Raw genomic sequence first — 12,586 nt, forward strand, 5'->3', positions numbered from 1 at the left:
AAAAATCTGAGGTTTTTATTCTAGTGATAATCTTTCTGTTTGTTCGTTACTGTGAGCAGTTTTAAAAATTTGCTTTTTCATTCACACTCATACACACTACCCATCAGCGGGTCAATGACTTCTGCCAGCCTAAAATGCCCCTGCTCATAATGGTAATGGCAGATGGCGCAGTTGCCAAAGCGCACCTTGGGGTCCAGAGCTTGAGCTGCAATCTTGAGATAAAAAGCCCACATGGCACCGCCGTGGCTGACGGCCAAGACTGGCTCTGCATCCGCCTGCTCCATGACCTCAGTCAGAGTGACCAGCACGCGCTCACCTACTTGATTCACACCTTCTCCGCCATAAGGGACGAAGAGGTCTTCAAAAGAGGTAGCTCCCGGTCGAAACTTCGGCTGCAAGCGTTCAGGCTGAGCCTCAAAAAGACCGAAGTTCCATTCTTTAATGCCCTTAAGACGAGTATAGTCGGTCCGGCCGGAGACGAGTTCTAAGGTATCAGAAGCTCGCTCCTGAGTGGACGAGTAGAGATGACCAAAACGAATGCTCCGCTCTTTCAAATAAGCTCCTGCCTGCCGGGCCTGTTCCTGCCCCAGTTCTGTCAAAGGAGAGTCGCAAGCTCCCTGCACCAAGCCTTCTTGGTTGAAAAAAGTCTTACCGTGCCTCATCAAATATAAATCTTTCATTTATGCTTCCTCCCAGCCACTAAAATCGTGACCAATCACTTTTTCTAGGTAAAATTGGTCATGTTCAAAAGTAAACTTCAAAATACCGCAATTGGTCATGTGACCTAGACTTTCCAGACGCCAGTTTTTCTGCCAAGCTCTGGCAAAATTGGCCATAGCTGCGCCATGAGAGACCATGAGCACGGACTGGCCATCTGTCTCTTGCATGAGCTTGAGAACGGTCGCAGCCATGCGCTCCCTGACCTGATCTTGTGATTCACCGCCATAGGTCACAAAGAAATCTCCATAGGGCAGGGGCGGATTAAGATCCTCGCTTTCCCCTTCAAAAGTGCCAAAGTTCCACTCCTTGAGTCCCTTGACACGCTTATAGGGAATCTTACCGTCCGTTACCAATTCCAAGGTATCACTGGCCCGCTCTTGAGTAGAGCTATAAGCATCATCAAATACAATACCGGCATCCTTAAAATATTGCCCTGCCACCTTGGCCTGATAAATACCAAAATCGGTCAGAGGAGCATCACACCAACCCTGCACCTTATGGCGTAGGTTGAAAAGCGTCTGGCCATGCCGCATCAGATAAAGAGTTTTTGCAATCATTCATATCTCCTTTAGATGAGTTCTAACTTTTCAAAGGCCTTGTAGAGACCGTCTTGGCTGACCGAGTCTGTCACCAGATCGGCCATAGCCTTGATTTCCGCTCCGCCATTTCCCATAGCGACCCCGACCTGACAATAGTCCAGCATAGGAATATCAACCTTGGCATCACCGAAAGCCAGAGTATCCGCCTTGTCAGCGTGAAGATTCTTCAGGAGAACCTCAATGGCATGTGCCTTGGTGATGTCTTTAACACCTAGGTCACCAAAGAGAGCATGCTCACCTTTGCCACCCCAAGTTCCTGCCTTGAGCTCAGGAAAAGCTGCCTCAGAGTCCAGATAGTCTTGGTAGCTCCTGAGAATAAAGCTGACTTTGTTCAGGTCGTCCCGATAGAGCTCCCCGCCATAAACCAGGCCGTGAAGAGCTTCTTCTGCCTCCATATTTACTACTTTTTCTGGATTAACACCTTTTCCAAGGACGTAGGTCCGAAGCACTGGTCGCGCTGCTTCGCGGAAGCCTTTGCTTGCAAATAGACCGTTATTACTCTCTAGGTAAAACTCTAGCCCCCGCTCTTGAAGCCAGTCGACTAGCCTTTTAGCGATATCTCGCGGAATCAGTTGGTGCAGAATAACCTCCCCCTCATGCTCCACATAAGAACCGTTGCCACCAATCATCCCATCAAAGCCAATATCCCAAATTTCCGGCGGCATCTCAGCCTTGCTGCGGCCGGTACAGACATAGACCAGATGACCCTTTTCCCGCGCTTGTCGAATAGCAGTCACAGCAGACTCTGGTATATGATTATCATAGTCAATGATGGTCCCATCCACATCCAGAAAGATGATTTTTCTCGTCATAAAACTTCCTCTTCCTCATCTTCTTCCTCGCATTTGCCGAATGCTTTCTTCAATTTTTACAAATTCTCTCACTTTTGTCCAATATTATTTTACGAACCCTCTATCCTATTATATACCTTTTCGAAAGCATTTTCCTATAGAATTATCAGAGATAATGGTACTATCCTTTTTTTCTCATAGAAAAAGAGCGAGAAGGACAGCTTTTAATCAGCTTGTTCCTTCTGCTCTTTTTATTCTCCATCTTATCTACTCATCCTCTGCTTCAAATAGCCAGAGTTTGGAATCAAAGTCATAGTTCGGCTTTTGCTCAGACTCATCTAAAAGCTGACCACTGGAAGCGTCCGTGGTAACCAGCCCAACTCGCATAAGCTCAGCCCCCGTATAGGCACGCCCCTCTAGCCGATAGACCTTATCCAAAGCCAGTCCTTTCAGTTGCAAGCGCTGATGAGAGCGATTGACTTGATTGAGGACCTTGAAAGTTCCTAAAAGTGCAGTGTTCTGATCCTGACTGACAACCATCCAAGCTGTCTGCCCATCTCCCTTAAATGGCGACTGCAGTCGATAAAAAGTTCCATTATGAATCAGCTCTCGATGGCGTTTGTAAAAAGCTATCTGTTCCCTGACCTCAGCCAATTCTTCTGGACTTAGCTGATTAAGATCCAGCTCATAGCCAAAGGAACCGAAAAAGGCGACATCCCCCCGCGTCTTCAATGGAGTCAGACGATTGGTCTGGTGATTGGGCACGATGGAGACATGGGCTCCCATGGACGAAAGAGGATAGAGAAGACTAGTTCCATACTGGATTTTCAAGCGCTCGATCGCATCCGAGTCATCGCTGGTCCAAGCTTGAGGAGCATAGTAGAGCATACCTGGATCAAAGCGGCCTCCACCCGAAGAGCAGGACTCAAATAACAATCTCGGATAGCGACTGATCAAACGCTCATACAAGTCATAAACACCCAAGACATAGCGATGAAAAATCTCTCCTTGCTGATCGGCTGGCCAGGCGGCTGAAAAGACATCTGTCAGAGGACGGTTCATATCCCACTTGATATAGTCCAGCTGCGCTTCCTCGATAACCGCTGACAGACGTTCAAAAATCTCATCCACTACTTCCGGCCGAGAATAGTCCAAAACAAACTGGTTCCGACCATGGTGGGGCTGTCTATCTGGCACTGCCAGCAACCAGTCAGGATGAGCTCGATAGAGTTGGCTGTCCTTATTGACCATTTCCGGCTCAAACCAAAGACCAAACTGCATGCACAAACCGTGAATTCGCTCTGCTAGCGAGCCCAGCCCCTGCGGCAGTCTTTCTGTATTGACAAACCAATCCCCAAGCCCAGCGCGGTCATTAGTCCGCTGGCCAAACCAGCCGTCATCTAGCACAAAGAGCTCAACTCCTACTTGCTGAGCCTTTTCAGCAAGATCCAGCAGCTGATTCTCACTAAAGTCAAAATAGGTAGCTTCCCAGTTATTGATGAGCACAGGACGCGCTCGCTCGCGCCAGTAACCCCTAGCTAGTCGTCGACGAAATAGCTGATGAAAGGCTTGACTCATACCGTTGAGGCCCTGCTCAGAGTAAACCAGCAGAGCTTCTGGACTGGTAAAGGACTGGCCCGCAGCCAGCTTCCACTCAAAGCCAAAAGGATTGATGCCTAGCTGCAGCCGAGTCACATCATAGGTATCCACCTCAGCCTGAATGAGAAAATTGCCTGAATACACCAAGGCCGCTCCTAGCACTGGACCTGAAAACTCAGTCGTTTCCGGTCGCTTAAGAGCCACAAAGGGATTGTGGTGGGGACTGGAAATACCACGAGTTGACTCAATGGACTGAATCCCCTGCTGAAGCGGGCGCTCCTTGATATGGCGTTCCCGGGCCCATGCTCCTGATAGCTGCAGCCAGTCATAATCAGCATCTGGCAGATCCAGCGACAAACTAGCTAAGGTTCCCAAATAGCAGCTTTCCCTGCCTTGATTAATCACTTTGCTGGAGCGAGAGATAACAGGCCAATCAGCAAAAATTGTATAAAACAGCTGAACTTCAACTTCTGTCAACGCATCTCGCAGGGTCAAGATAAGCGTCTTAGCCTCCGTTTGAGCCTCTATATAAGTAGCGGGCAGCCCCTCTAAAGCTGGCTTACCATCTGTTATCTGATGACTGACATAGACAAAATCAGTAATACGCGAGCCAGTCTCCTGCCGCAGACAGATAGCGGGATGGCGAAAATCTGTCGTGCCGTATTCTGGAAATTCCTGCCGCACATGCTCCAAAGAATAACGTAAATTTCCTTCTTTCCGATAGGTTGTCATGGGCCGATGCTGCAGCTCCACCAGATAAGAATAATCCCGCTCTGGTACCGCCGCTCCGTAGTAAAGTTGCAAGAGTTTACCATCCTCCGCAACCCGAAAGATATAAGAAACATCACCATTAGTCAGATGAAATTGCCTGCACTCTTCGTTAAACAAAATACTCGCCTTATTCATGGTCTTCTCCTTTCACAGTTTGCAATCAAACTTCCACTTTCATTATAAAAAAGGCCCCCCCTTTTGGTAAGCCTTTCTTTCTAGTATTATTTATCCAAATGTGACTTTTTACAGCTCCTGTCCCAGATGAGAGCTAGCCTTGCGAAAATTCAAGGGCGACTGGCCACGCGCCTTTTTGAAGGCTTTTGAAAAGCTCTGTGTTCCAGCAAAGCCTGTCTTATTGGCAATCTCTTCCACCGAAAGCTGGCTGCTCGTCAGCAAATCAGCTGCCATATTGAGCCGCAAATCATTGCTGTACTCCTTAATCCCCTTTCCTACTTCATCCTTGAAAAGCCGAGATAGGTAGGACGGGTGCAGCGCCAATTTCTGCGCCAACTCCTGCACAGATAGACTTTCTGGCAGATGGCTGCTCAGCAGTTCTAAAACCTGCTGGACATAAGGATTGACTCGACGGCTTTCCGTGATTAAGGATGTCTGCTTAAGACGTTGGGACAAGAGCTCTAAGAATCGATAAACTTGCCTTTGTAGAGCTAGTTCAGCTGTTATTCCGCTGCCTTCGTAAGCCAGACTTTCAAAGACCAAGGCCTTAAATTCCTGCAAAGAAGTCAGCTCAAAAGACCACTGGCCAGACTGTAAGCCCAGAGCCTGCAGATAAGGAGGCAAGAGGCGTCCACCCAGTCCCATCCAAACATAAGACCAAGGCTCTTCTCCATCAGCCTGATAAAAGACCGACTGACCCGGTGGCACCACAAAGCCCTGCCCTTCCTGCAAATCATAACGTTGATTGCCAACGGAGTAAGTCCCCCGTCCCTCCAGTACGATATGAATGACATAAACATCCCGAACAGCCGGCCCAAAGCTATGATGGGCTTCCGTTTTTGAATAACCACAAAAGGCAAAAAAACAATCTTCCTGGCCAAACTGCATAGACTTAACCAAGGTCAGCGAATGCTCCATCAGCTCCTCCTTAGATTTGGATAAGTTTTTTATCCTTATTATAAAACAAAAACCACTAAACAGCAAATGAATCTGATTAGTGGTTTCTTCATTCATCTTAGAAAGATTGGACGGATGGGTTATGATTAAAGAGGGCATGGGTAGCCTTATAGATATGGTAGGCTGTTGCAGCATTATTCATAGTGTAAAGGTGTATGCCCGCCACATCCTGAGTCACCAAGTCAACAATTTGATCCACAGCATAAGCCAGACCAGCTGCTCTCAGAGACTCTGGGTCATGTTCGTACTTATCCAGAATAGCCCGGAATTTTCTTGGCAGCTTGATATTCTCACAGGTCTTGAGCAGGCGCAGAGCCTGATTGCGATTGAGAATCGGCATAATCCCGGCATGAATTGGCACTTCAATACCCGCTAAAATGCACTTGTCCTGAAAGTCATAAAAGCGTTCATTGTCAAAGAAAAGCTGGGTGACCAGACTAGAACAGCCAGCATCCACCTTTTTCTTCAGATTTTGAATATCCGAAATCTGATTTGGAGAATCCGGATGGCCCTCCGGATAGCAGGCTCCAATGATGTCAAAATGCGGTGCTTCTGTCTTGATGTATTCGATCAAGTCAGTCGCATAGGTGAAATCATCCTTAGGTGCCACATCTGGAAAAATATCTCCTCGCAAAGCCAAAATCTGATGGACACCAACCCGATCTAAAGACTGTAAGATATTAGACACCATGTCCTTAGTCAGATAGACCGCAGGTAAGTGAGCTATCGTCGGAATCTTGAGGTCGTTGGCGATGAACTCTGTCAAACGAACCGTCGTCTCCTCAATGTCAAACTTATTATTGCTGGCTGTCACACTGATAAAGTGAGGAGCCAGATCTTGCATCTCTCTCAACGCCTGAAAAATCTTATCATTGCCTACTGCCGGATTGGGAGGAAATACTTCAAATGAGAGACTAGGTGTATGACGACGAACCATATAACAAAAAGTTCCTTTCAATGATGGTAGCGATAGCCGAGGACAATCCTAGAAGAACAACTTCTGCAGGATTGTCAGCTCTGCTTCAATTTTGGTATGTTCCTCCATCAAGATCAACTTTTGAGGTTCCAGGAGGATTATTGCAAGTGTTGTCTAGCTGCTTTAGCTGCTTCTACTAAGCGCTCCAAGCTAGCCTTGGTTTCTGGGATACCACGAGTTTTAAGACCACAGTCAGGGTTGATCCAGACCTTGCTGCTTGGCACCTTAGCCAAGATAGCTTCAATCGTATGGTCAATTTCCCCTTCATTTGGCACGCGCGGTGAGTGGATATCGTAAACTCCAGGCCCCACTTCTGTCTGGAAGTTCTTAGCCTTTAGCTCATCCAGGATTTCCAAGTTAGAGCGACTAGCTTCAAAGGAAATCACGTCCGCATCCATATTGTCAATAGCAGGGATGATATCAGTAAATTCTGAGTAACACATGTGAGTGTGGATTTGCGTATCTGGCGCTACTGTTGAGTGTACCAGACGGAAGGCTGGAATTGCCCAGTCAAGGTAATCTTCATACCAGTCGCTGCGACGGAGTGGCAATTTCTCACGAAGAGCAGCCTCGTCGATTTGGATAATCTTAACACCTGCAGCTTCAAGGTCAAGCACCTCATCCTTGATTGCCAAGGCGATTTGAAGGGTTGAATCCTTGATAGAGATGTCTTCGCGTGGGAATGACCAGTTGAGGATGGTAACAGGTCCAGTCAGCATGCCCTTAACAGGTTTGTCTGTACGGCTTTGCGCATAGCTAGACCATTTTACAGTAATTGGGTTGAGACGGGTCACATCGCCCCAGATGATTGGTGGTTTAACCCCACGCATACCGTATGATTGTACCCAACCATTCTTAGAGAAGAGGTAACCTGACAGGTTTTGACCGAAGTACTCAACCATGTCATTACGCTCGAACTCACCGTGCACTAGCACGTCAAAGCCGACTTCTTCCTGCCACTTGATCCATTCATCAATCTGCTCAGCCAAGAATTTGTCATAGTCTTCTGCTGACAATTCACCCTTGCGGAAAGCCAAACGTTTAGCACGGACTTCCTTAGTTTGAGGGAAGGAGCCAATTGTCGTAGTTGGCAATGGTGGCAGATTGAGCGCCTTGTGCTGAATTTCCTCACGCTCTGCAAAGACCGGCAGGCGAGTGTAGTCTGCATCTGTCAAGCCAGCGATCCGAGCAGCCAGCTCTGCATTTTCACCAACACGTTCAGTCGCAAAGAGTTCTTTGTTAGCAGCAAATGCTTCTGCACCGCTGCCATTGCGGATAGCATCCAAGTCACGGATTTCATCCAATTTTTCCACCGCAAAGGCAAAGTGGTTCAAGATTGCTGGTTCAAATTCTTCGTTAGCAGTCGTAAATGGCACATGGAGCAGCGAACATGAGCTTGTCAAGACGATGTTTTCAGCTGGGATTTGCTCAAGAACAGCCAAGCTCTTGTCATAGTTGTTGCGCCAGATGTTCTTACCATTGACAATCCCTGCATAGAGAGTCTTGTCAGCTGGGAAACCACCCTTGACAAGGTCAAGAGTTTTCTTGCCTTCGACAAAGTCCAAACCAATCGCATCTACTGGCAACTCTACAAGGTCCGCATAGATGTCACGAACATCACCAAAGTAGGTTTGAATTAAGACTTCCAAGCCTTTCTTGTCTGCCAAAAGTTTCTTATAAAGGTCCAAGAAGAGAGCTTTTTCTTCTGCAGACAGGTCTTTGACCAGACTTGGCTCATCCAGCTGGATACGCTCTGCACCTAGCTCTGCTAATTTTGCAAAGACTTCTTGATAAGCTGCAGCTAGGGCATCTACAAAGTCCGCTGCCGCCACACCGTCTTCAAAGTCAGATACTTGCAGGAGGGTGAATGGGCCAACCACAACTGGACGGGTTACCAAGCCCAACTCCTTAGCTTCTGCAAATTCATCAAAAATCTTATGCCCAGCCAGCTTGACTTGGGTTTCTTTTTCAAATTTAGGAACGATATAGTGGTAGTTGGTGTTGAACCATTTCTTCATCGGAAGGGCACGGACATCCCCTTTTTCGCCCTGATAACCACGAGCCAAGGCAAAATACCGCTCCAAGTCAGTCAACTCCAAGCCTTGCACAGATGACGGCACCACATTAAAGAGAAAGGCCGCATCCAGCACATTGTCATAGTGAGAAAAGTCATTTGACGGAATCTCTGAAATCCCCTTTTCCTTGACAATATTCCAGTGTTTAGCACGCAACTCTTTGGCCGCAGCCAGAAGCTCTTCTGCTGAGATTTCATGTCTAAAGTATTTTTCAGTTGTAAATTTCAATTCGCGGAATTCGCCCAAACGAGGGAAACCAATAATAGTCGTTGACATAAACGTCCTCCAAAATTTTTCTTGATTTTATCTTATCAGAAAATCCCCCCTCTGTATAATTGGAATTTTCCAGAGTTTGATATAGCCTAAAACTATAACCTATCTCGTCAACCAAGCCAAAACCCCCATTCTAGAAGCACCATTGACTGTAATTATTGTTTGCTATAGGTAAAAGTTATGACCTTGGAAAAAGAAAAACCAGCGATTTTTATTCTCGCTGGTTTCTTTTCATTCTTTTACTAGTGCTTTCCTCTCCTCCTTCTCCTCAACAAACTCTCTAACCAAGCGATAGATAACTGCAAAGATAGGCGTGAAGAAGATCATACCGACCAAACCGAAGAGATTACCCCCGATCAGGGCTGCGGCTAAGGTAAAGAGTGTTGGGAGACCGACAGACTGGCCGACCACGCGCGGATAGATGACATTGCCCTCAATCAGCTGCACTCCCTGAAAGACTGCGATAGAAAGGAGGGCTTTCCAAGGGCTGTCGGTAAAGATAAAGATAGCTCCCAGAGCACAAGCTGAGAAAGGCCCGATGTAGGGAATGAAAGAGAGCACTCCAGCCAAAACTCCTGTCAAGGCTGCATAAGGCAGGCCTGTCAGAGAATAGGCGATAAAGACTAAAATCCCAATAATGACGGCCTCAATCATCTGCCCCATCAAAAACTTATCATAGGTTTCGACAATGACAGAACCGACATAGGATAGGCGTTTCACAGCTTTCTCAGGAAGCAGAACCTGCAAGAGACGGCTAGTGATTGTCTGCAAATGCTCTTTGCTGCTCAAGAAGGCAAACATGAGAAAGATGGACATGATAACAGAGAAGAAATTGCCAAAGATGGCAGAGATATTACCCGTCAGGCTGCCCAAAAGAGAGATGGCTCGGTTGACAATGTCACTGTTTTGTAGCTGCTTAGTCAAATCTTTCAGCTGGCTAGAGGAAAGCAAGCCAGACTGCTGCAGCCACTTGGCTACCTGAGGCGCTACCTTGCCGATTGTTGCGCTCAGCTGATTGACCGCTGTGGTCAGAGTCGGCACGACGATGGAGACAATCCCCGTCATAATTAGAGCTAAAATCAGCACCTCCAAAACCAAGGCCAGACTGCGTTGCAACTTCTGAGGGACTCGGCATTTATCCAAGAAGTCTTCCAGTTTTTTCATCGGAACATTAAAGATAAAGGCAAGGACACCACCCAATATAATGGGTGAAAAAACCGAAGTCAGACTCTGCAGACCAGACCAGATGTTCCCGATATAGAGAACCAGAGCCAGAGCAAGCGCCGCAAAGACGATTAGTTTATAAGATTCATTTATTTTTTTCATAAGGCTTCCTTTTAAGGTTTTGTCATTTCCTTATTTTATCATAATTTTCGCGGGCTTTCGAGCAGGAGGAAGCAGAGCGACACATAGGTCAGTCTGCTTTGTCATTGCTCTTAAAATTTTGCAAATCTTGAAGATAGAGAAATCCAGCCCCTATGGACAGAAGGCCTGCAAAGATAGCTAGAAAAGGAATAAATCCCATGATAGATGCAAAAAGCAGCATCTGATGATTCATCTTATTGACCCTTGAGTCCCCACTATAATGAGACATACCAGATAAGGAAAGTATCAACAAGAAAACATTAATTAGCATAATCAGAAGTGCCCATATGTAATTCTCAATGAAGCTGACAATCAAATCAACAAACTCAAAACTCGATCTTTGTAAAGAAAAATAGATGATAAGAATTCCCGCTATAATACTCACAATCCCATTTACCAATAACAATTTATTCGACTTCATAGAAATCTCATTCTTTCTTTTTTTAAAAAATAGCATACCTAGCCACTTTCTAATCTGTCAACCTTTATAAAAGAATGACTGTCTCATCTGATAAATCCGTTTTCATTCATATTATCTTATGATAAAATAAGCTTATGCACAAGAAAACGATTATTGATTTTAAGCAGTTGGGTCAACGCCTGATTTTTACGAATCCCATCAAGGAGCTAAAGACTCGCCGTCTTGACCAAGTGGAGGAACTTTTGACAGAGATTGAGGGTTGGCAGGAGAAAGGATACTACGCTGTCGGCTATGTCAGCTATGAAGCAGCTCCAGCCTTTGAGGAAAAGTTCCAAGTTCATTCCGCTCCGCTCCAGAAAGAATACCTCCTCTACTTTACCATCCACGATAAGGCTGAGGAGGCTTCCATTCCCTTGACCTATGAGGAAGTGGAAATGCCAGCGGCTTGGCAGGGGCTGACTTCTGAGCAAGAGTACCAGAAGGCTATCGAGACCATCCACCATCATATCCGCCAAGGTGATACCTATCAGGTCAACTACACGGTACAGCTGTGCGCGGAGCTCAATCCTGAGGATAGCTTGGCTATTTACAACAGGCTGGTTGTTGAGCAAAATGCGGCCTACAATGCTTATGTAGAGCATGACGAGACTGCCATCTTGTCTATCAGCCCTGAGCTCTTTTTCGAGGAGCACCGAGGTGAGCTGACAACTCGTCCTATGAAAGGAACTACCAATAGGGGACTGACCTTAGAGCAAGATAGAGAGCAGGCTGCCTGGCTGGCTCAGGACGCCAAAAACCGAGCTGAAAATATGATGATTGTCGATTTGCTGCGTAATGACATGAATCGCATTTCTCGGACGGGCAGTGAGCGGGTTGAACGTCTCTGCAGCGTCGAGCAATACTCTACAGTCTGGCAGATGACCTCTACAATTAAAAGCCTGCTACATGAGGGAATTGGGCTGGCAGAGCTTTTCAAGGCGCTCTTTCCTTGCGGATCCATCACAGGTGCTCCTAAGATTTCGACCATGGCGATCATCAAGGCGACAGAAAAAGCTGCCCGCGGGGTCTACTGTGGTACAGTAGGTATCTGTCTGCCAGACCAGAGACGGATTTTTAACGTTGCCATCCGCACCATTCAGCTGGAGGGAAGGAAAGCCATCTATGGCGTTGGCGGCGGCATTACTTGGGACAGCACGTGGAAATCCGAATACATCGAAACCCAGCAAAAATCTGCTGTCCTCTATCGGAAAAATCCGCGATTCGACCTGATTTCTACAGGAAAAGTGACGAATAGAAAACTGACTTTACAAGACCAACACCTGCAAAGACTGACAGAAGCAGCTGGCTACTTTGCCTATCCTTTTGACCAAGACAAACTAGAGCAAGAGTTAGAAGAAACCTGCGCTCAGCTGGATAAAGGGCAGGATTACAGGCTGCGTATAGCTCTTAAAAAAGACGGCAGTATTGGGCTAGAAACAGCTCCTCTACCACCGCTGACGGCGACTTTCAGAAAGGCAAAACTAGTTGAGCAAACAGCTAATCTAGCCCAGCCTTTCACCTATTTCAAAACCAGCCATCGGCCACATCTGACCTTGGAGCAGCAAGAGCAGATTTACTACAATGCACAAGGCCAGCTGCTGGAAACCTCTATCGGAAATCTGCTGCTGGAGCTAGACGGCAAGCTCTACACGCCTCCAGCTGAACTAGGCCTGCTCAAGGGTATCTACCGTCAGCAGTTATTAGATAAGGGTCAAGCTACTGAGAAGGTTTTAACGCTGGCTGATCTGGATCATGCTGAGAAAATCTACGCCTGCAATGCAGTCAGGGGATTGTACGAGCTGGAGATTGATAAAGGAGAGCTCTGA

10 protein-coding genes are annotated in these 12,586 nt (G+C 46.8%); 1 reads left to right on the plus strand and 9 read right to left on the minus strand.

The features are described 5' to 3' along the window. Positions 1-77 precede the first annotated feature (77 nt). The 9 genes from RWS24_RS00720 to RWS24_RS00760 form a co-directional block, all read right to left on the minus strand. Positions 78-680, minus strand: a complete 603-nt coding sequence (locus RWS24_RS00720; RefSeq protein WP_314364582.1) for a histidine phosphatase family protein — start codon at positions 678-680, stop codon at positions 78-80. Further along, entirely contained in the window at positions 681-1,277 is a 597-nt protein-coding gene (locus RWS24_RS00725) for a histidine phosphatase family protein (protein ID WP_314364584.1), read from the minus strand. 11 nt (positions 1,278-1,288) lie between these two features. After that, complete coding sequence (locus tag RWS24_RS00730) at positions 1,289-2,131, minus strand: HAD family hydrolase (RefSeq protein ID WP_314364585.1); 843 nt, start codon at positions 2,129-2,131, stop codon at positions 1,289-1,291. A 246-nt stretch (positions 2,132-2,377) separates the two neighbouring features. After that, complete coding sequence (locus RWS24_RS00735; RefSeq protein ID WP_314364586.1) at positions 2,378-4,615, minus strand: alpha-galactosidase; 2,238 nt, start codon at positions 4,613-4,615, stop codon at positions 2,378-2,380. A gap of 108 nt (positions 4,616-4,723) precedes the next feature. Next, positions 4,724-5,668, minus strand: coding sequence for an AraC family transcriptional regulator (locus RWS24_RS00740; protein WP_314364632.1), 945 nt, complete (start codon positions 5,666-5,668; stop codon positions 4,724-4,726). Between the two features lies 1 nt (position 5,669). After that, a complete protein-coding gene (gene metF / locus RWS24_RS00745) occupies positions 5,670-6,548 on the minus strand; it encodes a methylenetetrahydrofolate reductase [NAD(P)H] (protein ID WP_002896521.1) in 879 nt (292 codons plus the stop codon). A gap of 137 nt (positions 6,549-6,685) precedes the next feature. After that, a complete protein-coding gene (gene metE, locus RWS24_RS00750; RefSeq protein WP_314364587.1) occupies positions 6,686-8,938 on the minus strand; it encodes a 5-methyltetrahydropteroyltriglutamate--homocysteine S-methyltransferase in 2,253 nt (750 codons plus the stop codon). A 228-nt stretch (positions 8,939-9,166) separates the two neighbouring features. Continuing rightward, on the minus strand, positions 9,167-10,261 hold the full coding sequence (locus tag RWS24_RS00755) for an AI-2E family transporter (protein ID WP_314364588.1): 1,095 nt from the start codon (positions 10,259-10,261) through the stop codon (positions 9,167-9,169). Between the two features lie 88 nt (positions 10,262-10,349). Next, positions 10,350-10,721, minus strand: a complete 372-nt coding sequence (locus tag RWS24_RS00760; protein WP_314364589.1) for an insulin activator factor — start codon at positions 10,719-10,721, stop codon at positions 10,350-10,352. A 134-nt stretch (positions 10,722-10,855) separates the two neighbouring features. Here RWS24_RS00760 and pabB point away from each other — a divergent pair, with 134 nt between their 5' ends. Then, positions 10,856-12,586 (plus strand): aminodeoxychorismate synthase component I, encoded by a 1,731-nt coding sequence (pabB, locus tag RWS24_RS00765; RefSeq protein ID WP_314364590.1) that lies wholly within the window; start codon positions 10,856-10,858, stop codon positions 12,584-12,586.

Source organism: uncultured Streptococcus sp., assembly GCF_963528215.1.
Classification (GTDB): domain Bacteria; phylum Bacillota; class Bacilli; order Lactobacillales; family Streptococcaceae; genus Streptococcus.